The following is a 21,349-nucleotide window of genomic DNA, read 5'->3' as shown; positions in this document are numbered from 1 at the left end:
ACCGACGGCTATCCGGTTCGGGCCCAGGCCAGCAGCCGGTCGACCGGCCAGGTGTTGACGATCCGATCCGGGTCGATGCCGAGCTCCTCGGCGCGGGCGCAGCCGTGGATCTGGAAGTCCAGCTGGCCGGGTGCGTGGGCGTCGGAGTCGATGGAGAAGAGGCAGCCGATGTCCAGCGCGAGCCGGATCAGCTCGGTGGGCGGGTCGCGGCGCTCGGGCCGGGCGTTGATCTCGACCGCGACGTCGTGGGCGGCGCACGCCTCGAACACGGCCCGCGCGTCGAACTCCGACTGCGGCCGCACCCCCCTGCCGCCGGTCACCAGCCGACCGGTGCAGTGCCCGAGCACGTTGGTGAACGGGTTGGCGCAGGCCGCGACCATCCGGCGGGTCATCGCGGCCGGATCCATCCGGAGCTTGGAGTGCACCGAGGCCACGCGTACGTCGAGCCGCGCCAGCATCTCCTCGGTCTGGTCGAGCGAGCCGTCGTCGAGGATGTCCACCTCGATGCCCTTGAGCAGCCGGAACCCTTCGACAGGCTTCGGGATCGGACCGACCGGCTCAGGGACCGCGCGACCGAGGTGGTCGTTGACGGCGTCGACGACCTCGAGCTGACGTTGTAGCCGGGCCACGCTCAGCCCGTTCGCGACGGTCAGCCGCGGAGAGTGGTCGGTGAGCACCAGGTAGTCGTGGCCCAGCTCCATGGCGGTGAACGCCATCTCCTCGATCGGCGAGCCGCCGTCGGACCAGTCGCTGTGCGAGTGCAGGTCGCCGCGCAGCGCCGCGCGTACGGCGAGACCTCCCTCCACCAGCGGGCCGGCCTCCTCCGCCTCGAGCTTGGCCAGCCGGGCCGGCATCCGTCCTTGCACCGCGTCGGAGATCACTGCGGCCGTCGACGCGCCGATCCCGGGGAGCTCGCGCAGGGTGCCCGCCTCAACCCGGGCGGCGAGCTCGTCGCCGGGGACGGGCAGGATCGTGGCGGCAGCAGCCCGGAACGCCTTGACCTTGTAGGTCTCCGCGCGGGATCGCTCGAGCAGGAAGGCGATCCGGCGCAGCGCGGCCACCGGGCCGTCGTCGTACGAGTCGGGCATCAGTCCTCCTGCTCCCGGCGGTCACGGCGGGCGCGATACTCGCGCAGCACCGCCTCACGGATCTTGGGGATGACGATCTCCTCGCGCCGGATCACCCGGCGTCGGCTGACCAGGATCGCGACGGTGCCGCCGGCCCAGATCAGGTACTGCAGCCCGAACGCCCACTTGAACGCCGAGAGCGAGTAGTCCGACCCGTGTCCGGGGGTGAGCAGGTCCAGCGTCACACCCATGGCGTACATCAGCGACAGCGACGCCACGAAGCCGCCCACGTTGACGATCCCGCTCGCGGTGCCGATCCGCTCGCTGGGGTTGAACGTCCGGGCGAAGTCGAACCCGATCATCGACCCAGGGCCGCCGGCCGCGATCGAGACGACGAGGACGACCAGCACCCACAGCGGCGCCTGCCCGGGCCACGCCAGCACGAGCGTCCACCCGGCCACGCAGCTCAGGGTGATGCTGAGCACCATCCATGAACGTCGCAGCGGGTGCCGGGCGACCAGTCGACCGAGCAGCGGTGAGACCACCGCGCCGGCGGCGACGTTGACGGTCAGCAGCATGCTCGCGGTGCCGCGGGACTGGCCCTCCCCGGAGATCAGGAACGGGAATCCCCACAGCAGCGTGAAGACCGTCGGGGAGAACTGGGTCGTGAAGTGGGTCCAGAGGCCCAGCTGGGTGCCGGGATGTCGCCAGGCGCCCTTGATCTGCTCCCACGCCTGGGCCAATCCGGGGGCCGTCCGGTGCTCGACGTCCTCCACGCGCAGCGCCACGATCACCAGCACGGTGACCAGCGCGCCCAGGGAGGCCACCAGCTCGAAGGACCGCGTCCACCCTGACGAGCCCAGCATCGCGGCCAGCGGGATCGCACTGAGAACGCCGCCGAGCTGGCCGAAGATCCCGGTCAGCTGGGTGATCACCGGGACCGTCCGGCCCGGGAAGGTGTCGGTGACCACGCGCAGCACGCTGATGAAGGTGACCGCGTCGCCCGCCCCGATCAGGATCCGCATCAGCAGCGCCGTGGACACCGAGGTGGAGAACGCCAGGCCGAGCTGCCCGAGGGTCATCAAGACGCCGCCGGCGATGATCAGCCGACGGGCCCCGACCCGGTCCAGGAGCACGCCGACGGGGATCTGCAGGCCGGCGTACACGATCAGCTGGACGACCGTGAACGACGCCAGGTCGCTCGCCGAGGCGTGGAAGCGGTGCGCGGCCGGGATCACCGCGACACCGAACGAGGTGCGGTTGAACACCGCCATCACATACGCCGCCAGACCGATCAGCCAGGTGACGTACGCCGCCCGCGGCACGCGCTGCTCCGCGGTCACCGGCGCCCCGTCTCGATCAGCTCCGCGGTGATCGCGGCGCGCAGCGGGTCGTGACGCGCATCGAGCGCGTGCGCGGGGTCCGACCAGTGCGTGCGCGGGTAGAGCCACACCGGATGGCCGACCAGATCGACCGGCTCCCAGCCGTAGCGCGGCCACACGTGCGCGTGCAGGTAGGGGTCGGTGTTGCCGAGGATCTCGATGTTGACCCGCCGGAACCCCGGATCGGCGGCGGCACAGGCCCGTTCCACCGCGGCGGCCAGCCGGGCCACCGAGTCGAGGTAGTCGGCGCGGGCGGTTGGCGCGAGGTCCGAGAGTCGCTCCACGGCGGGGTCGTCGGTGAGCAGCACGCAGTAGCCGGGGAGCCACTGCACGTCGCCGATGACGGCGAACCCGGCCGGCACCCGGGCGAGCACGGTGGGGTTCTCCCCGCGCAGGGCGGCGCCGATCCGGTCGCTGCGCCAGTCTCGGGGACCGTCCTGTGGCCCGTCGTGTGGCCCGGTCGCGGGCGTGTCCTCGGGTTCCGCGCTCAGCACCGGCTCAACGCCCTTCCTCCACATGTGATCCACAACACACGGCCGGTCGTCCACACCTTTCCACAGGGTTGTCCACAGGTGGTGGACAGGTCGGTCGCCAACCGCATTGACCGGCCGGCGCACTCCCCCTAGGTTGGCACTCATTGAGGCCCTCGACGACCTCGAGGTTGCGTTCGCAAGGGGAAGGCAAACGCAGCTGCAGGGATCGTCGAGGGCCTCGTCTCCGTCCCGACGTCGGGCAGCGCGGGCTCAGTGGCCGCGGAACCGCGGGGCACGGCGCTCCCTCGCCGCGGCGATGCCCTCCTGGAGGTCGGCGGTCGCCATCGTGACCGGCTGCGCGAGCGCCTCCCACTGCAGGGCGGACTCGATGTCGGCGTGCCCGTCGCGCAACGCCACCGTGGTGTAGCGGGATGCGATCGGCGCCGTCGCGGCGATCTCGGTGGCGGCGGCCAGCACCTCGGTCTCGAAGCGCTCGGGGTCGAGGACCCGCGAGACCAGCCCCAGGGCAAGCGCCTCGTCGGCGTCCACCGTCCGTCCGGTGAGCAGCAGGTCACGTGCCGTGGCCGGGCCGACGACGTCGGGCAGGAGATGGGTCGCGGCCATCCCCGGGTGCATCCCGAGCTTGACGAACGGCGCGGACAACCGCGCCCCGCGTGCCGCGAAGCGCAGGTCGCAGGCGAGCGCGACGCACAGACCGGCCCCGATCGCCGGCCCGTTGACCGCCGCGATCGTGGGCACCTCGAGGTCGCGGATCCGCAGCCAGGCGCGATAGAACCCGATCATCCGGCTGCGCAGCCGGTCGACCCCGGCGTCCGGCTCGGAGGCGATCCAGCCGGTGTCGCCACCGGAGCAGAACGCCGTCCCTGCGCCGGTCACCACGACCGCGCGTACGTCGGGGTCCGCGGCGACCGCATCGAGCGCGCGGCCCCAGGAATCGGTCATCTCCGCCGACATCGCGTTGCGCTGGTCGGGGTTGTCCAGGGTGAGTACGACGACGCCGTCGCTGGGCCGACGCACACTCAGGTGCGCCAGATCCAGCCCGGCCAGGTCGGGCACGTGGGTCATGACGGTGAGGCTACTTTGCGATCCGGGCCGCGTGGTCGCGCCGGGACACGCCTGGCGCCGGCTCGCCCCGGTGCACGGAATCCCCGCCGCAGTCGACTAGTGTCGTAACCGGTCCGCAGGCCGGACCCCGGCGGGACTTCCCTGCAATCCCCGCCGCGACGACCACGAACAACCAGAACAAGGAGGCCGTCATGGCGGAGACCTGGAGCGGCGAGTTCTACTGCGTGAAGTGCAAGGAGAAGCGCGAGGCCGAGGGCGAGGTCAGGGTGAACGACAAGGGCACCCGGATGGCGAAGGCCGTCTGCCCCGTCTGCGGCACCAACCTCAACCGGATCCTCGGCAAGGCCTGAGCTTCACGCCGCATCCGATTTCGCGAAGGCGGATCCCCCTCGGGGGGTCCGCCTTCGCGCGTTCGCCCGCTCCGGGCGAAGCCCTGTGGACGGCCGTTCGACGGGTGCGGCCGCCCGGCTCTACCGTCTGCGGATGCTCCGCCATCCGATCCTCGCCCCCGGGCTGCGGGTCGTCGACCGTGGTCGTGGACTGTTGCAGATCGGGATCACCGCCGACCGGTGCGCGGTCCTCACGCGCAGCGCCGCGAACACCCGCCTGGTAGAGGCGCTGCTCGCGCGCGACACCCTGCCCGACGACCCGGAGGCGCGCAGCACCCTCGACGAGCTGGTGGCGGCGGGCCTAGTCGTGGACGCCGATGCCGAGCAGCCGGTGCGCGCCCGGATCGCCGTGCACGGAGACCTGGGCGCCGCCGCCTCCGACCTGGATCCGGGCGCGCTCCTGGACGCCGCCGGCCTGGCCCGTCACGACCCGTCCGCCGCGGACCCGGGCGATGCCGCCCTGGTGCTCAGCCGTGGCGAGCTCGACCGTGACCTGCTCGACCCGCTGCTCCGGTCGCGGACGACGCACATCGCGGTCCGGTTGGTCGACGGGGCCGCGGTGCTCGGTCCACTGGTCGTCCCCGGCGTGACGGCCTGCCTGCGCTGCCTCGACGAGCACCGCGCGGACGAGGACCCGGGCCACCACGCGGTGGTCACCCGGTACGCCGCGGCGTCCGGCCGGCCCCGGCCCGATGCCGTGGCGGATCCGGTGGACCCCCTGCTCGCAGTGCTGCTCACCAGCTGGGCCCTGCACGACCTGGCCGGTCATCTCGGCGGCGCCCGGCCGGCGACCTGGTCCACCACGATCACCGTCGACGGCGCGCTGAGCGGCATGGTCGCCGCCCGCTGGCTGCGTCACCCCGGCTGCGCGTGCGGGTGGACCGACGAGGCCGCGCCGGAGGACGCGCGCCCATCGGGCAGACTGGCGGGGTGAACGACCTTCCCCGCAAGGCGGTGGCCCGCACCGCCCGACTCGCGGCGCTGCCGCTGGGGTACGCCGGCCGCAGCGCGGTCGGTCTGGGCAAGCGGCTCGGCGGCGCGTCGTCCGAGGCGGTGCTGACCGAGATCCAGCAACGCACCGCCGAGCAGCTCTTCCGGACGTTGGGCGAGCTCAAGGGCGGGGCGATGAAGTTCGGCCAGGCGATGTCGATCTTCGAGGCAGCGCTGCCCGAGGAGCTGGCCGCGCCGTACCGCGAGCAGCTGACCCGCCTGCAGGACTCCGCACCGCCGATGCCGACGATCATGATCCGGCAGCGGCTGGCCGAGGATCTCGGCGCGAACTGGCACGAGCACCTGGTCGACTTCGACGCCGTCCCCGCGGCGGCCGCCTCGATCGGGCAGGTGCACAAGGGCATCTGGGTCGAGCCGGGGGCGGGGACCGGTGACCGCCGCCTCGGGGTCGCCGTCAAGGTCCAGTACCCGGGCGCGGGCGAGGCGTTGCGCTCCGACCTGCGACAGCTGGCCCGACTGGCTCGCTCCCTGGGCCCCATGGTGCCCGGCATCGAGGTCAAGCCGCTGCTCGCCGAGCTGCAGGCGCGGGCAGCCGAGGAGCTCGACTATGGCCTCGAGGCCGATGCGCAGCGGACCTTCGCGGCCGCCTACCGCGACGACCCGGACATCGTGGTGCCCGACGTGGTGGCCGGCAGCCCGCACGTCCTGGTCACCGAGTGGCTGGAGAGTCCCGGGTCGCTCGCCCAGGTGATCCGGGACGGCACCCAGGAGGAGCGCGATCACTACGCCGGGCACTTCGTCCGGTTCCTCTTCGGCGGGCCGTCGCGCACCGGGATGCTGCACGCGGACCCTCACCCGGGTAACTTCCGTCCGCTGCCGAGCGCCGACGGCACGCCCGGACGCCTCGGCGTGCTCGACTTCGGAGCCGTAGCGCGACTGCCGGAGCGTGGCCTGCCCCGGTCGCTGGGCGCGCTGATCCGGATCGCGGCGATGGACGACTACGACCAGCTGGTCGACCAGCTGCGCGAGGAGGGGTTCATCCGAGAGCGGATCCGCCTCGACGCCGACCAGCTCCGCGCCTATCTCGGCCCCTTCATCGAGCCGGCCGCCGAGGAGACCTTCCAGTTCTCCCGCCAATGGATGCGTCGACAGTTCCGGCGCCTCAACGACCCGCGCGGGGAGGCCTACGCCACCATGCTGCGGTTGAACCTGCCGCCGTCGTACCTGCTGATCCACCGCACCTGGACCGGCGCCATCGGGGTGCTCAGCCAGCTCGAGGCCGAGCTGCCGTTCCGCGCCCTGCTGGAGGAGAACCTGCCCGGGTTCGCCGACCCGCGCTAGCCTGCAGCCCACTCACCAGTGGTCGGAGTCCAGCTTCGCCTCCATCGACCGCAGGTACTCGCGTGAGCAGCGTGCGCAGAACAACTTGAGCCGCCCCTGCTCGGTGGCCGAGGTCCAGCTCACCGGCGGCTGCTCGCCGGGCTCGGTGCTGCCGCAGAAGTCACAGGTCACCACGACGCCACGCTACGTCGCGCGCTGGACGAGCGCACGATGCCGCGCGGCCGGGACGCTGGGCTCCGTTGCGCTGGCCCGGAGAGCACAAGGGGCCGGTTCCACCACAGTGGTGGAACCGGCCCCGTGCCCGCAGGTGCCTCGCTGCCCACTACAGGGCGCGGGCCAGGGCCAGCCGCGCCTGTGCGGCGGCGCGCTCCGCCCTGCGGGAGAGGCGCTTGGCCCGAACGAGCTGCTGCTCGCGGCGGGTCAGCTGCGCCTCCCGGAGGCGCGCGCCGACATGGGCACGCGCCAGGTCCTCGTGGATGAGGTGTTCCATGGTCTTGCTCCGATCAGGTATTCCGGTCATGGTGTCTGGTTGCTCAGGCCGCGACGACAGCGTCCTTGCGGGGCCGACCGCGGGGGCGCTTGCGGGGGATCACCACTCCTTGGAGGAACAGTTGGCCGCCCCACACACCCCACGGCTCACGGCGCTCGAGCGCACCGGCGAGGCACTCGGCAACGACCGGGCAGCTCGTGCACAGGGCCTTGGCGAGCTCGACGTCGCTGGGTGACTCGGCGAAGAACAGCTCCGGGTCCTCCCTGCGACAGGGCAACCGTTCCGCCTCGTCCGCCTGGGCGGGGTCGAGAGCACTGGTGCTCATGTGCTTCCTCCTACTTTTCGAACTTCTGCGAGCAACTGCGGGTTGAGAACAGCCGGGCGAGATCCGGTGCCGGAAAAACAGAACGGCCGCGGATCCCTTGGTGGGTTCCGCGGCCTGGAGGTTGCCGGTCGTCGAGTCAGGACTCGTCAGATCGGTGGACTCCAGGTGCGGGGACCCGCGTCGAACTTCGGCTCGGTCACGAAACCGGCGGTCAGATCGACGGCACCACGCGTGCGGCGGAGGGCAGCACCGGCGTGGGAGGGCACGACGCAAGCGGCCGCGGCGGAAGGCATGGCGTAGCCACGGTCGATCGTCCAGATGCTGGTGTTGTTGCTCATCGTCGGTGCACCTCCTTCGTGCTGGTCGGGCGCCGGAGTTGTCAGCTCCGTGGTGCGCAAGTCGTGAGGGTCAAGTTACGCCGCCCTCATTCGGGCGCGCAAATCATTTAAGGAAGCCCCGAGCTGGCCGCCGTTCTCAGGCCAGGATCGCCAGCACGTCGTCGGCGTACTTCTCCAGCTTGGAGGGGCCGATGCCGTTGATCCGCAGCAACGCATCGCGGTCGGTGGGCCGCACCTCGGCGAGGGCCTCGAGGGTGGCGTCGGAGAAGACGACGTACGCCGGCACGCTCTCGGCCTCGGCGCGCTCCTTGCGCCACGACTTCAACGCGTCGAACAGCGACTCGTCGTACGGGACCGGACAGTCCTGGCAGTAGCCGCGGTTGCGCTCCCCCGAGGTCGCCAAGGGACGCCGGCACAGCTTGCAGACCGCGGCCCGGCGACTGCGTGACCGGCGCGACGAGCCGGCCGAGCCCCCCGCCGGTCGGTCGGTGGCCGAGGCCGGGCGCAGGCCGTCGAGGAAGCGCGAGGGCCGGCGCCGCGCCTGGCCCCCGGGGCTGCGGGCCAGCGACCAGGACAGCCACAGGTGACGGCGCGCACGGGTGATCCCGACATAGAGCAGCCGGCGCTCCTCCTCGACCGCCTCGGGCGTGTCCGCGTAGGTGATCGGGAGGGTGCCCTCCTGCAGTCCGCAGCAGAACACCGCATCCCACTCCAGCCCCTTCGCGGCGTGCAGGGTGGCCAGGGTGACCCCCTCGGCCACCGGGGCGTGCTGCTCGTGGGCGCGACGATCGAGCTCGGCCACGAAGCCCTCGAGGGTGCCCGCGAGCTCTGCCTCCGCGTAGTCGTCGGCCTGGGAGACCAGCGCCATCAGCGACTCCCACCTGTCGCGGGCCTGCCCACGCCCGCCGGGCGCCTCGGACGTCCAGCCCATCCCGGCGAGCACGGCACGGACCCGCGGACCGACGTCATCGTGGGGAGCTTCGCCGGCCCGGGCCTCGGCCCGCAGCAGGGCGATCGCCTGCCGCACCTCGCTGCGGTCGAAGAAGCGAGCCGCCCCGCGGACGACGTACGGGATGCCGCGAGCGGCGAGCGCCTCCTCGAACCCCTCGGACTGGGCATTGATCCGGAACAGCACGGCGATCTCCCGCAGCGGCACGCCCGCGCGCTGCAACCGCAGCACCTCGGCGGCGACCGCCTCACCCTCGGCGACCTCGTCGGGGAGCTCGTGCCAGGCCACCTCGGGGCCGGACTCGTGCTGGGGGCGCAGCTCCACGCCCCGAGTGGAGCTGCCCCTGGTCAGGGCGTTGGCGGTCGCGATCACCTGCGGGGTCGAGCGGTAGTTGCGGACCAGCTCGATGCTGGTGGTGCCGGGATGGCTCGCCGCGAAGTCGGTGAGGTAGGAGGCCCGGGCGCCCGCGAACGAGTAGATCGTCTGCGTCGGGTCACCGACCACGCAGATCTCGTGACGCCCGCCCAGCCAGAGCTCGAGCAGCGCCGACTGGATCGGGCTGACGTCTTGGAACTCGTCGACGACGAACCACTTGTACTGCCGGCGGACCTCGGCGGCGACCCGCTCGTCCTCGGCCAGCAGCGCCGCGGCGCAGAGCAGGACGTCCTCCATGTCCATCCGGCCCTGCTCCCGCTTGAGCTCCTCGTAGGTCGCGAAGACGCGTGCCACGGTCGGCGCATCGAGGCCGGTGACCTCACGGTGGCGGGTGCCGGCGAGGCGCGGGTAGTCGTCGGGGAGGACGTTGCTGACCTTGGCCCACTCGATCTCCGCAGCGAGGTCCCGCAGCCGGGCCTGGTCGACCTGGAGCCGGTTGCGCCGGGCGGCCACCGCGACGATCGGGATCTTGGACTCGATCAGCTGGGGCGGGGCGCCCCCGTAGACCTTCGGCCAGAAGAACCGGACCTGGCGCAGCGCAGCGGAGTGGAAGGTCCGCGCCTGCACGCCCGCAGCCCCCAGGCCGCGCAGCCTGCCGCGCATCTCCCCGGCGGCCCGGGTGGTGAAGGTGACGGCCAGCACCTCGGTGGGCTTGTAGACGCCCGATGCCACGCCGTAGGCGATCCGGTGGGTGATCGCCCGCGTCTTGCCGGTGCCCGCGCCGGCGAGGACCCGGACCGGGCCTCGCAACGCCTCGGCGACCGCGCGCTGCTCGGGGTCGAGGGCGCTGAGCAGCTGGTCGGGCGATGGCAGGTCTGCGGTCACGGGGGCGGGCACAGGGAAGGATCTCCGGGTCGGGGTTGTTGTGTGGTCACACCCTAGGCGCGAGGAGCGACAGTCTGATGAGTGCCGTCACGATGTACACCACCCCCTGGTGCGGATACTGCCACCGGCTCAAGGGTCAGATGGACCGGGCCGGGATCGCGTACGACGTCGTCGACATCGAGCAGGACCCGGCGGCCGCCGACATCGTGATGGCTGCCAACGACGGCAACCAGACCGTGCCCACGCTGGTGTACACCGACGGCACGGCACAGACCAACCCGTCGTTGAAGCAGGTCCAGGAGAAGCTCGCCGCCCTGGCCTGAGCCTCGGCACCGGCGGTCTCAGCGACGCGCCCGCCACCGACGTACGGCGATGCCGACGCCCACGGCCGCCAACCCCGCGGCGACCAAGCCGGGCCGGGCCCGCAACCTCCGGTAGTCCTCGGAGACCACCGGCCAGACCGCGTCCTCGATCAGCTTGCCCGCGTCCTCCGGGGTGGCGCGCAGCTCGGCGACCGGGATCGGCGCGGCGAAGGAGACCTGGACCCGGCGCGGCAGGTGGAACCGGCGCTTCTCGGTGCCGGTGATCGCGGTAGGCACGATCGGCGCGCCGCCCTCGATCGCGATCCGCGCGGCCCCTCGACGAGGCTGGCCGAGCTCCGCCGGGTCGGACACCCGGGTCCCCTCGGGGAACAGCGCGAGGGCGTCACCGCGCTCGAGGATCGCCAGCGCGGTCGCGATCGCCTCGGAGTCCGAGGCGCCTCGGCGTACCGGGAAGCCGCCCAGCGAGATCAGCAGCTTGCCGGCCCGGCCCTCGAACAGCTCCGCCTTGCCCATGAAGTAGATCCGCCGGGAGAGCACCGCGGAGATGAAGAAGGCGTCCCAGAAGCTCTTGTGGTTCGGGGCGATCACCACCGGGCCACGGGCCGGCACGTGCTCCTTGCCGGACACCCGCATCGCGAACAGCATCCGCAGGACCGGCATCAGGACGATCCGCACGAAGAAGTACGCGACCCGGCCCGGGCCCTTGCGGGCGATGTCGTGGGCCTGCTCGTTGCTCATCCGGCGCGTCGACATGGCCGAAGCCTGCCGGGTGCCGCTGCCGCAGTCCAGCAGCGAGTCCGGCCGGAGAGCTCCTCAGGTCCAGGAGCCGGGAAGCTCGTCGCCGTACCAGTCGACGATGAGGCGCCGCGAGATCGAGACCCCTGCCGGCACCACGACGGTGCCGTCTGCGGCGCCGGCCAACGCCTCGGCACGACTGAACCAGCGGGCGTCCTCCAGCTCGTCTCCGTCGACCTCGATGGTGGTGCTGACTGCACGAGCGGTGAAGCCCAGCATCAGCGAGGCGGGAAACGGCCAGGGCTGGGACCCGAAGTAGGTGACCTCGCCGACCCGGATGCCGCTCTCCTCCAGCACTTCCCGGCGTACGGCGTCCTCGAGGGACTCCCCTGGCTCGACGAAGCCGGCCAGCGTCGACCATCGGCCTCGTGGCCAGACCCGCTGGCGGCCCAACAGCGCCCGGTCGTCGTCGTCGGTCACGAGCATGATCACCGCGGGATCGGTGCGCGGGAACTGGTCCCGTCCGCAGGACGGGCAGTGCAGCACATGCCCTGACTGGGCGGGCTGCAGCGCTGCCGCGCAGCGCGGGCAGAACCGGGTCGAGGCGTGCCACTCGGCGAGGCCGACGGCGTGCACGACGTACGACGCGTCCGCGTCCGGGAGCCGGCCGAGGACCGCGCGCAACCCGACCCAGTCCTCGCCGTCGGCGAGGTCCCGCGGCGCGACGACGGCGAACCGGGCGCCGTGCTCGTCGGCGCCGAGGAACGCCCGCAGCCCATCCGGCGCCTCGGCCGACGAGGTCCAGGCGACCTCACCGCCGGGCGCGTGCAGCCGGGTGCCGGCCACGGCGAGGACCCGGGTGGCCGGGTCGGCCCAGGCCTGCTCCAGCCAGGCGTCGTCGGTGCGGCGGTCCGCGGCGCGGTCGTGGGCGCCCACGGGGATCAGCTGGTCAGCCATGCGGTGAACGCCCTGGTGTCGTAGGGCCGGCCGAGGAAGTCCGCGACCAGTGCAGCCGCGTCCCGGGAGCCGCCGGGCGCCAGCACCCGGTCGCGGTAACGGATCGCGACCTCGGGCGCGAACAAGTCGTCGGGGTCGAACGCGGTGAACATGTCCTTGGCGATCGTCTTGGACCACATGTAGGTGTAGTAGGCCGACGAGTAGCCCTCGAGGTGGCCGAAGCCGGCGTGGAAGTGGGTGCCGGGAAGCGGCGGGAGCAGGGAGTACTCGTCGTAGAGCTCGAACAGCCGGGCGGTCAGGTCGGCTGGCCGCTCCTGGTGGAACCGGTAGGAGACCGCCGCGTAGAACATCTGGGTGCGGGCCAAGAACCCCTTGCCGAACTCCTCGGCCGCGCGCATCCGCTCCACCAGCGCGGCGGGGATCGGGTCGCCGTCGGCGTTTGTGGCGAAGCTGCGCAGCACCTCGGTGTCCCAGGCCCACTCCTCGAGCATCTGCGACGGCGCCTCGACGAAGTCCCACTCGGTGGCCACTCCGGAGAACCGGACCCACTCGTGTCGACCGGCGAGGACATGGTGGAGCAGGTGGCCGAACTCGTGGAACAGGGTGACCACGTCGCGGTGCTCCATCAGCCCGCGGGGGAAGTTGCAGACCAGCACCCCCTCCGGCAGCTGCCGGCCGCGGACGCCGGGGCGCAGGTCGAACTGCGCCGCGTGGTTGTACTTGCCCGCCCGCGGGTGCAGGTCGAGATGGATCCGACCGAGCAGGTCGCCGTCGAGGAGCACGTCGTACGCCGTGACGTCGGGGTGCCAGCTCGGCGTCGCGACGGGCTGGTACTCGACGCCGAAGAGGCGGCCGGTGACCGCGAGCAGCCCGTCCCGAACCTTGGTGAAGTCGAGGTAGGAGCGGACCTCGTTGGCGCTGACCCCGAAGCGCTCCCGCTTCAGCTCCTCGAGGGCATGCCGCCAGCTGACCACGTCGACAGTCTCGCCGACGGCCTCGGCCAGCTCGGCGACCTCACTGCGTCCCGCCTCGTCCGCCTCGGCACTGATCCGGTCGATGAACTCGGCGATGGCCGGGCCCGACCCGATCATCTTCACCTCGGCGTCGTACGAGGGCCAGTCCGGGTAGCCCAGCAGCGTGGCTCGCTCGTGGCGTACGGCGAGCAGGTCGGCGAGCACCTGGTCGTTCGCCGGCCAGCCGAGGTCGAAGAAGGTCGCTCCGACCGCCCGCCGGGCCTCGGCGTCGGTGCTGAAGGTGAGGAACGGGTGGGTCTCGGTGTAGTCGGTGCTGATCTCGACCTCGCCGTCGACGGCGGGGTGGTCGGCGATGAAGTCGGCGGGCAGTCCGGCCAGGGCCGAGACCGGCACCTTGGTCGTACGGCGGCCCTCGCGGATGTTCCGGGCGAACGCCTGCCCCAGCGCGGTCTCGCGGTCCCGCAGCTCGCGCACCCGGTCCCGCACGTCCTCGTCACGATCGACACCGCTGCGCCGGAACTCGCGGAGGGCGTCGGCCAGCACCCGTCGGGCGCCGTCGTCGAGGGGGTCGGGGCGCACCGACTCCAGCCGGGCGAAGACGCTCGCGTCGAGGGTCAGGTCGGTGAGGAACCGGCGAGCCTCCGCCTCGAGCTCCTCGGCCGTGGACCGGACCTCCTCGTCGGGGTGCACCGCAGCGGCCAGCGAGGTGACCGCCAAGACGTTGGCGACCTCGATGCCCGCGTCGTTCCACAGCTGCAGGATCGCCGCATGGCCGTCGGACGCCTCGCGCAGCGTGGCCACGACCTCGCCGGCGCGGCCGAGACCCTCGCGCACCCGGTCGCGTAGCCAATCGCCCCAAGGGTCGGTCGCGGCCGGGAGGGACAGCGGGGTGGGCTCCATTCCTGCGAGGGTAGCGCTGCCGGGCGGGATCGTCGGAGGCATGTGGCGACAGCTAGGTTGGGCGAGGTGAGCACGCACCTCGGCGCCGAGCCCGGACAGATCGCCCCCACCGTGCTGCTGCCCGGTGACCCTCTGCGCGCGAAGTGGATCGCGGAGACCTTCCTCGAGGGCGCACGCTGCTACTCCGAGGTGCGCGGCATGCTCGGCTACACCGGCAGCTGGCGGGGCATCCCCATCTCCGTGCAGGGCTCGGGCATGGGTCAGCCGTCGATGTCGATCTACGTCAACGAGCTGTTCTCCGACTACGACGTGCAGCAGGTGGTCAGGGTCGGGTCCTGCGGTGCGCTGGTCGACCGACTGTCCCTGCGCGACGTCGTGATCGCGTCGGGCGCGTGTACGGACTCGGGGATGAACCGGATCCGCTTCGCGGGCCTCGACTACGCCCCGGTGGCCGACTTCGACCTGCTCCGGGCCGCGGTCGACACGGCCCGCCGCCGCACCGACGTGACGACCCACGTCGGGCTGCTCTTCTCCGGCGATGCGTTCTACTCGCCCCGCCCAGAGCTGCTCGAGCCGTTCGTGGCCCACGGGGTGCTCGCGGTGGAGATGGAGGCCAGTGCGCTCTACACGCTGGCGGCGGCGTACGGCCGGCGGGCGCTGGCGGTGTGCACGGTCAGCGACCACATCGTCACCGGCGAGCAGACCAGCGCGCTCGAGCGGGAGCGCTCGTTCGGCGACATGGTCGAGATCGCCCTGGCGGCGATCCAGGACGTCGCCGAGGAATAGCCCGCCGACCCCCACTCAGGGTCGCAGCAGCGCCTCGAGCGCCGACCGACCGGGCAGGTCCGCGGGCTCCACCGTCTCGCCCGAGCGGACGTAGTGGAACGCCGCGCGCACGCTGTCCACGGGGACGCCGGCCAGCTCGGCCCACGCCAGGCGGTAGATCGCGAGCTGCAGCGGGTCGGCGCTCTGGGTGCGGTTGGTCTTCCAGTCGACGACGAGGAACTGCTTGTCGGGGCCGTCCGCGTCGAGGTAGACCGCGTCGATGCGACCGCGCACCACCTGCCCGGAGAGCACCAGAGCGAACGGCGCCTCGACGGCGAGCGGAACCCGCTCGGCGAACGGACCCGCCTCGAAGCGCTCGACCAGGGCAGCGAGCTCGGCCTCGTCCTCGATGCCGGTGTCGGCCCGGCCGGGCAGGTCGTCGGGGTCGAGCAGGCCCTGCTGTCCGAAACGGGCCTCCACCCAGGCGTGGAAGCGGGTGCCGAACCGGGCTGCGGGCGACGGCGGTCGTGGCATCGGCCGGGCCAGGTCGCGGACGAAGCCCTCGGGGTCCTCCCGCAGCCGGACCATCGCCGTGGCCGACAGGCTCGACGGCAGGGGTACGCCGAGCCGGCCGCCGCGCTCGGCCCGTGCCTCGGCCAGCAGCCGGTCGAGCTCGTCGTCCCAGTCCTGCACCCGGGCGGCCTCGACCATGTCCAGCCCCTCGTCGTCGACGGCCCTGGGGACCGACTGGACCAACGCGGCCGCCGCCTGCCGCAGGCCGGCTTCCCGACCGAGCCCGCGGGCCGGCCACGGAGTGCCGGCGTCCCTGCCGAGCAGGGGGTTCGCGGTGCCCCGCTCCGGCCGCTCCAGCCATGCGACGGTGCCCTGCCAGCCCTCCACCGCCTCGCGCACGAGTGCCTGGTAGGCCGACGGCCCGAACGGCGTCGAGCGCTGCCCCCAACAGTGCGAGCTCACGTGCAGGTGTCGAGCGGCGCGGGTCAGCGCGACGTACCCCAGCCGGCGCTCCTCGGTGGCGTCGTGGTCCCGGGCGTCGGCGCGGTAGGCGTCGAGGGCGGCCTTGTCGTAGCCGCGGAGCTGGGGCTGGTCGACGGCGTCGCCGCGCAGCATCGCCGGCAGCACCGCCGGCGAGGAGGTCCACAGCGTCCGCGACCGGTTGGACGGGAATCTGGTCTCGCACATGCCGACGCAGAACACCGAGTCCCATTCCAGGCCCTTGGCGCGGTGCACGGTCAGGAGCTTGACCGAGTCTGCCTCCGTCGGGGTGGCCAGGTCCAGGCCGCTGCCCTGCTCGTCCTCGGCGGTCAGGTAGGCGAGCAGCGCCGCAAGGGTCACCTCGCCGTCGACGGCCTGAAACTCGCCGACGGCCTTCACGAACAGGTCGAGGTTGTCCCGGCGCGCGGGTGCGGCGGTGGAGACGGCTGAGGCGAGCTCGACATCGACGCCGGTGACGTCGATGATGCGCCGGACGAGGTCGAGCACCGGCTCGCCGGCACTCGCGCGCAGCATCCGCAGCTCGGCGGCGAGCAGCGCGAGCCGTTCCCGCGCTTCGGCGGAGTAGGGCGCGTCACCGGGGTCGTCGAGTGCGTCGGCGAGCGCCGGCACCTCGGCCGGATCGACCCCGTCCGCGATGGAGCCGAGCTCCTCGAGGATCTGCACGGCCCGGGCGTCGCCCGCCGCGGCGACCCGGGACGGCGCCCCGCACAACTCAGCGGCACGGGCGCCGAGGAGTGCCAGGTCACGGGGCCCGATCGCCCATCGGGGGCCGGTGAGCAAGGTGAGCATCGCGGCGTTGTCGGTGACGTCCTCGAGGAGGGAGAGCACCGCGACCACGCCCGCCACCTCGGGGAGCCGCAGCAGGCCGGACAGCCCGACGATCTCCACCGGGACCGAGGCCGCGGTCAGCGCGTCGTAGCAGGCCGCGGCCGTGGCGTTGTCGCGGGTGAGCACCCCGATGTCGGACCACAGCCCGGTGTGGGCTGCGCGGACCGCGTCGGCGAGCCAGGCCAGCTCCTCGTCCTGGGTCTCGAAGACGCGGGTCGTGACGTCGCCGTCGCCCGCCTCCTGCTTGGCCTCCAGGGGGGTGACGGCGGGCAGCCCGGCGTACAGCGGCCCGGCCAGCGCGTTCGCCACCTGCAGGATCCGCCGCTCCGAGCGCCGGTTGACCGTCAACGGCAGCACCGGGACCTCCCCGGTCGGCGACGGGAACGTCTCGGCGAAGCCGAGGATGTTCGACACCGACGCACCCCGCCAGCCGTAGATCGCCTGGTGCGGGTCGCCGACCGCCATCACGGGGTGACCCAGGCCGTGCTCGGGGTCCGGCCCCGAGAAGAGCCCCGCCAGCATCCGGGCCTGCGCCACCGAGGTGTCTTGGTACTCATCGAGCAGGACCACCTTGAACCTGCCGCGCTCGAGGGCGCCGACCTCCGGCTGCGCGGCGACCAGCCGGGCGGCCAGGGCGATCTGGTCGCCGAAGTCCATCAGGCCCAGGTCGGACTTCAGCCGTCGGTACGTCGTGACCAGGCCGAGCAGCTCGGTCCGCCGGTCGATCGCGGAGATCGCCTTCTCCATAGCCTCCCGGTAGGTCTTGCGGTCATTGCCGGCGCGCTCCTCGGCCAGCGCGGCCATGAACCCGTGGCGCGCCTCCGCGTCCGCGGCACGCACCTCGTCGGGACCGACCAGGTGCTCGGACATCGCCGCGTCCAACGCGAGGATGTACTGGATCACCGTCGGCGGGTGGTCGCTGAGCTGCTCGACCTCTCCGGTGAACCGCGCGACCGCGCGGGCGCCGAGCTGGTAGCGCGAGGCGTCGGTGATCACCCGGGTGTCCGGCTCGTGGCCGATGCGCAGTCCGTGCTCGGTGAGCAGGTTGGCGGCGTAGGCGTGGTACGTCGCGACCGTCGGCTCGAGCTCCTCCTCCATCTCGTCGTCGGACGCGCCGGGCAGCGGCCGGGGACCGGTCAGGGCGCCAGCCGCCAGGAGCGCCTCGCGAATCCGGCCACGCAACTCGCTGGCGGCCTTGGTGGTGAAGGTCAGGCCGAGCACCTCCTCGGGGCGGACCTGGCCGGTGACCACGAGGTGGACGACGCGGGCGGCCATCAGGGTGGTCTTGCCGGACCCGGCGCCGGCGATCACCACCGCCGGGGTCAGCGGCGCGGAGATCGCCGCCCACTGCTGCGCGCTCGGGGTGTACGGCGTGCCCATCACCGCGGCGAGCTCCTCGGCGGACCGGATCGGCCGGGGTGTCGGCCCCGTCGGCCGCGTCGGCCGCGATGGTCCCGCGGTCATTGGCTGACCACCGATCCGGCGCCCTTCGCCGGACAGATCGCCACGAACGCGCAGGTGCGGCAGAAGTCCCCGGGCGTCGCCCAGAACACCTCGCTGCGCAGCGTCCGGGCCACCAGCTCCAGCTGCTCGCGCAGCGCCTCCCGATCGGGGCCGTCCGCCGCCGGTGCCGGCTGCGGCTGCACCACGGCGGCCTCGGACTCGTCGAGCGAACCGAGCTGGACCAGCTCGGCCCCGCCCGAGTGCGCGTCCGGATGGAGCTCCTCGACCGCGCCAGCGTCGACGGCGTACTGGTAGAGGGCGAGCTGGAGGTTGCGCGTCACCTCGACGTTGCTCGGCCGGTTGCGATTGGTCTTGAAGTCGACGACCACCACCCGCTCGTCGCGGTCGACCTCGAGCCGGTCGGCGAAGCCGCTGAGCCGCACCCGCTCCCCCGACGCCAGCTCGACCTCGGTCGAGAACCTGGTCTCGGTGCCGAGCAGTCGGCGGGAGTCCTGGTAGTGCCAGTCCAAGAAGCGCTCCAGGGCCAGCCGGATCCGGGCGTGCTCGCGATCGCGCGACCACGGTGTGCGGAACTCGAACCGCTCCCACACCGCGTCCACCTGTGCCATCAGCGCGTCGATGCCCACGCGACCGTCGGGCTCTGGCGAGATGTCGCCGCGGGCCACCCGGTCTGCGAGCGCGTGCACCAGCTGGCCCACGCTGGCCGCCTGCGCTGCCGGCTGCACGCCGCCGGCCTCGCGCTCGAGGAACCAGCGCATCGGGCACCGGCTCACCGACTCGAGCACACTCGCGGAGACGGGCACCGGACCGTCGGGGTCACGCAGCGGCCGGCCCGCAGCGCTCTGCGCACGGGTCCCCCACCAGGAGGCGGGATCGGCCTGGGGGACCAGGGGCCGCTCCCCCACGTGTTCGTCCGCCAGTCTCGCCAGCCGCCGCGCCGCGGCAGCACGCAGCGCAGAGGATGTCTCCGGGTCGGCGACGGTGCGCCGCAGCTCGGCGACCAGGCCTGCCAGGGACAGCGGCCGGGGTGGGCGACCCTGCACGTGGCGCACCTCGACGCCGAGCTCGTCGAGGAACCGCGACGGCTGCTCTCCGTCGTCGTCGGAGGAGGCGACCGCGGTCACCACGAGCCGCTCCCGGGCTCGGGTGCAGGCGACGTAGAACAGCCGCCGCTCCTCGGCGAGGAGCTCACGGGTGCTCACCGGCGGGACCAGGCCGTGGGCGCCGATCCGGTCCGCACGCAGCAGTGTCGCCCGGCGTTGCAGGTCGGGCCACGACTCCGCCTGGACGTGTGCGACGACCACCAGCCGCCACTCCAGACCCTTGCTGCGGTGCGCGGTCAGCAGGCGTACGGCGGCGCCCCGCACGCCGCGCTCAGCCAGAGTGTCACCCGGGATCTGCTGGGCCGCGAGGGTGGCCAGGAAGTTGCGCACCCCCTGGTGATCCCGCTGCTCCTCCGCCCGCGCCGCGGCCTCGAAGAGTGCGACCACGGAGTCGAGATCGCGGTGTGCGCGCCGGGCGGTGCCGCCGCCCCGCTCAGCGGCGGTGCGCAGTCGTCGTGGCCATCCCGTCGATGACCAGAGTGTCCACAGCACCTCCTCGGCGGTCCCGCCGGCCGCGACCTGCGCCGCGGCGGAGACCAACAGGGCGTTGAGCGCCCGCGCCTTCGTGGCCTCCGGGCTGTCGACACCGTCGAGGAAGCCGTCCTCGAGCACGGCGCGGCGGACCAGCTGCGGTGACGGGGTCGGCCGCTCATCGGTGGCTCGCTCGCGGGCGCGCAGCCGACGCGCCAGCCGGCGTACGTCGGCGGCGTCCAGACCCCCCAACGGGCCCATCAGCAGCGACTCCGCCCTGGCGGCATCGACGTGGCCGATGTCGCCGGGGTCGTCGTTGTGCAGGTTCAGCGCGGCGCGCAGGGCGTCGAGCAGCGGAGCCGCCGCGGGATCCTGGACGAGGGGAAGGTCGTCCCCGGCCACCTCGACCGGCACGCCGGCGGCCAGCAGCGATCGCCGCAGCGAGGGGAGCTGGGAGCGTCCCGACCTGACCAGCACGGCCATCTCGTCCCAGCCGATCCCGTCCTCGAGGTGGGCCCGCCGGAGCAGGTCGGCCAGGTGCTCGGCCTCGGCCCGGTCGGTGTCATAGGTGCACACCTCGGCGCGGCCGTCGCCGTGTTCATCGGCTGCCGCGACCGGGGCCAGGAACGCGCCCCGGGCCGCCTCGGGGATGCTGCCGGTCAGCGGCAGCCGGCGGGCGACCCGCTGCGTGGCGGTGAGCAGCCGGGGCCCGAACCGGCGCGTCGTGCGCAGCGCGACCACCGGTGCGGGTGAGCCGTCGGCGCACGTCATCTCCCGCGGGAAGTCGAGGATCCCGCGGACCTCGGCACCGCGGAACGCATAGATCGACTGGTGCGGGTCGCCGACGACGACCAGCTCGCGTCCATCGCCGGGCGCGCCGGTGCCGGCGAGTGCCCGGAGCAGCGCGACCTGACCGGGGTCGGTGTCCTGGTACTCGTCGACGAAGACGTGCCGGAACCGCGCCCTCAGCTCGGCACGGTGGGACTCCGCCTCGATCACCGCTCGGCGGATCAGGTCGGCGTAGTCGGTGGCTCCCTGGCTGTCGAGGACGGTGAGGTACTGGTCGAGGAACAGCCCGGCCGCGACGAATTCGGGCAGGTCGTGCTCGCGACCGAGCGCGCTGAGCGCGGGCCCGTCGAGGCCCTTCTCCCGGGCTCGGGACAGCACGTCGTGCACCTCGCGCGCGAAGCCGCGGGTGCCGAGGGCGCGGCCGAGCGACTCCGGCCAGCGCACCGACTCGGGGGTCTCGGTGAGCAGTTCGCGCAGCACGACGTCCTGCTCGGGCGCCGACAGCAGCCGCAGCGGCGCGACGTAGAGCTCGGCCGGGGCGTACTTCCGGATCAACGCGTAGGCGAAGGAGTGGAACGTCGAGCACATCGCGGTCGAGGTCGTCCGGCCGACCCGCGCGGTCACCCGGTCGCGGAGCTGCTCGGCGGCCTTGCGGCTGAAGGTGAGGGCGAGCACCGAGGCGGGGTCGGCCCCGCGACCCTCGATCCGCTCCACGATCGTCTCGACCAGGGTGGTGGTCTTCCCGGTCCCGGGTCCGGCGAGCACCAGCAGCGGGCCACCGGGGTGCTCGACGACCCGGCGCTGCTGCTCGTCCAGTGTCGGTGCGGTCGGTGGCGCGGTGGGCGGGAGCAGGGTGTACGCCGGCTCGCGGGTCTGCTCGGGTCTGGCGCTCACGGGGACCACTCAAGCATCTGGTGCCGACACCTCGCCGGGCTGGACCGGGCCCGCTCCGGACCCGGTCGGACGGGGTACCCC

General features: G+C 72.9%; 19 protein-coding genes. 5 read left to right on the top strand and 14 right to left on the bottom strand.

The genetic code is table 11. From position 1 onward, the window contains the following. Positions 1-8: 8 nt before the first annotated feature. From Q9R13_RS17240 to Q9R13_RS17225, 4 genes are all read right to left on the bottom strand, one after another. The gene (locus Q9R13_RS17240) at positions 9-1,088 is read right to left on the bottom strand and encodes a PHP domain-containing protein (RefSeq protein WP_310962406.1); all 1,080 of its coding nucleotides are present in this window, start codon (positions 1,086-1,088) and stop codon (positions 9-11) included. Further along, positions 1,088-2,410 (bottom strand): MFS transporter, encoded by a 1,323-nt coding sequence (locus Q9R13_RS17235; RefSeq protein ID WP_310962405.1) that lies wholly within the window; start codon positions 2,408-2,410, stop codon positions 1,088-1,090. The genes Q9R13_RS17240 and Q9R13_RS17235 overlap by 1 nt, the downstream gene beginning before the upstream one ends. Continuing rightward, entirely contained in the window at positions 2,407-2,943 is a 537-nt protein-coding gene (locus tag Q9R13_RS17230; RefSeq protein ID WP_310962404.1) for an HIT domain-containing protein, read from the bottom strand. Before Q9R13_RS17230 ends, Q9R13_RS17235 begins: the two co-directional genes overlap by 4 nt. A gap of 249 nt (positions 2,944-3,192) precedes the next feature. Continuing rightward, positions 3,193-4,008: an enoyl-CoA hydratase/isomerase family protein gene (locus tag Q9R13_RS17225; protein ID WP_310962403.1), complete on the bottom strand. Its 816-nt coding sequence runs from the start codon at positions 4,006-4,008 to the stop codon at positions 3,193-3,195. 191 nt (positions 4,009-4,199) lie between these two features. On the opposite strand from Q9R13_RS17225, the gene Q9R13_RS17220 reads away from it, so the two are divergent. From Q9R13_RS17220 to Q9R13_RS17210, 3 genes are all read left to right on the top strand, one after another. Beyond that, positions 4,200-4,358, top strand: a complete 159-nt coding sequence (locus Q9R13_RS17220; protein WP_089503918.1) for a DUF5679 domain-containing protein — start codon at positions 4,200-4,202, stop codon at positions 4,356-4,358. Positions 4,359-4,491: 133 nt separating this feature from the next. Then, complete coding sequence (locus tag Q9R13_RS17215) at positions 4,492-5,331, top strand: TOMM precursor leader peptide-binding protein (RefSeq protein WP_310962402.1); 840 nt, start codon at positions 4,492-4,494, stop codon at positions 5,329-5,331. Beyond that, positions 5,328-6,689, top strand: coding sequence for an ABC1 kinase family protein (locus Q9R13_RS17210; RefSeq protein ID WP_310962401.1), 1,362 nt, complete (start codon positions 5,328-5,330; stop codon positions 6,687-6,689). The genes Q9R13_RS17215 and Q9R13_RS17210 overlap by 4 nt, the downstream gene beginning before the upstream one ends. 12 nt (positions 6,690-6,701) lie before the next feature. On the opposite strand, the gene Q9R13_RS17205 is transcribed toward Q9R13_RS17210, so the two are convergent. The 5 genes from Q9R13_RS17205 to Q9R13_RS17185 form a co-directional block, all read right to left on the bottom strand. Next, on the bottom strand, positions 6,702-6,863 hold the full coding sequence (locus tag Q9R13_RS17205; protein WP_310962400.1) for a hypothetical protein: 162 nt from the start codon (positions 6,861-6,863) through the stop codon (positions 6,702-6,704). 148 nt (positions 6,864-7,011) lie between these two features. Beyond that, a complete protein-coding gene (locus Q9R13_RS17200) occupies positions 7,012-7,179 on the bottom strand; it encodes a hypothetical protein (protein ID WP_310962399.1) in 168 nt (55 codons plus the stop codon). A gap of 43 nt (positions 7,180-7,222) precedes the next feature. Continuing rightward, positions 7,223-7,504, bottom strand: coding sequence for a WhiB family transcriptional regulator (locus tag Q9R13_RS17195; protein WP_310962398.1), 282 nt, complete (start codon positions 7,502-7,504; stop codon positions 7,223-7,225). A gap of 146 nt (positions 7,505-7,650) precedes the next feature. After that, complete coding sequence (locus Q9R13_RS17190) at positions 7,651-7,842, bottom strand: hypothetical protein (RefSeq protein WP_310962397.1); 192 nt, start codon at positions 7,840-7,842, stop codon at positions 7,651-7,653. 136 nt (positions 7,843-7,978) lie between these two features. Then, positions 7,979-10,051 (bottom strand): ATP-dependent DNA helicase UvrD2, encoded by a 2,073-nt coding sequence (locus Q9R13_RS17185; protein ID WP_310962396.1) that lies wholly within the window; start codon positions 10,049-10,051, stop codon positions 7,979-7,981. A 77-nt stretch (positions 10,052-10,128) separates the two neighbouring features. Between Q9R13_RS17185 and Q9R13_RS17180 the strand changes: the two genes are divergently transcribed. Next, positions 10,129-10,374 (top strand): mycoredoxin, encoded by a 246-nt coding sequence (locus Q9R13_RS17180; protein ID WP_310962395.1) that lies wholly within the window; start codon positions 10,129-10,131, stop codon positions 10,372-10,374. Positions 10,375-10,392: 18 nt separating this feature from the next. Here Q9R13_RS17180 and Q9R13_RS17175 read toward each other — a convergent pair whose 3' ends face one another. From Q9R13_RS17175 to Q9R13_RS17165, 3 genes are read right to left on the bottom strand one after another with little or no spacing between them, the layout of a single operon-like run. Next, a complete protein-coding gene (locus Q9R13_RS17175; RefSeq protein ID WP_310962394.1) occupies positions 10,393-11,127 on the bottom strand; it encodes a lysophospholipid acyltransferase family protein in 735 nt (244 codons plus the stop codon). Between the two features lie 60 nt (positions 11,128-11,187). Beyond that, positions 11,188-12,066, bottom strand: coding sequence for an NAD(+) diphosphatase (gene nudC / locus Q9R13_RS17170; RefSeq protein WP_310962393.1), 879 nt, complete (start codon positions 12,064-12,066; stop codon positions 11,188-11,190). Beyond that, positions 12,051-13,940, bottom strand: a complete 1,890-nt coding sequence (locus tag Q9R13_RS17165) for a M3 family metallopeptidase (protein WP_310962392.1) — start codon at positions 13,938-13,940, stop codon at positions 12,051-12,053. The genes nudC and Q9R13_RS17165 overlap by 16 nt, the downstream gene beginning before the upstream one ends. Positions 13,941-14,006: 66 nt before the next feature. Between Q9R13_RS17165 and deoD the strand changes: the two genes are divergently transcribed. Beyond that, entirely contained in the window at positions 14,007-14,726 is a 720-nt protein-coding gene (deoD, locus tag Q9R13_RS17160; protein WP_310962391.1) for a purine-nucleoside phosphorylase, read from the top strand. A 15-nt stretch (positions 14,727-14,741) separates the two neighbouring features. Here the strand turns inward: deoD and Q9R13_RS17155 are convergent, their stop codons facing one another. Together Q9R13_RS17155 and Q9R13_RS17150 are read right to left on the bottom strand one after the other, a co-directional pair. Then, positions 14,742-18,011: an ATP-dependent helicase gene (locus tag Q9R13_RS17155; protein ID WP_310962390.1), complete on the bottom strand. Its 3,270-nt coding sequence runs from the start codon at positions 18,009-18,011 to the stop codon at positions 14,742-14,744. Next, positions 18,008-21,268 carry an ATP-dependent helicase gene (locus Q9R13_RS17150; protein WP_310962389.1) on the bottom strand — a complete coding sequence of 1,087 codons (3,261 nt, stop codon included), beginning with the start codon at positions 21,266-21,268 and terminating at the stop codon, positions 18,008-18,010. The genes Q9R13_RS17155 and Q9R13_RS17150 overlap by 4 nt, the downstream gene beginning before the upstream one ends. Positions 21,269-21,349: the final 81 nt, after the last annotated feature.

It is taken from the genome of Nocardioides marmorisolisilvae, from assembly GCF_031656915.1.
GTDB classification, from domain to species: domain Bacteria; phylum Actinomycetota; class Actinomycetes; order Propionibacteriales; family Nocardioidaceae; genus Marmoricola; species Marmoricola terrisoli.
This window is presented reverse-complemented; position numbering and strand designations above follow the sequence as displayed.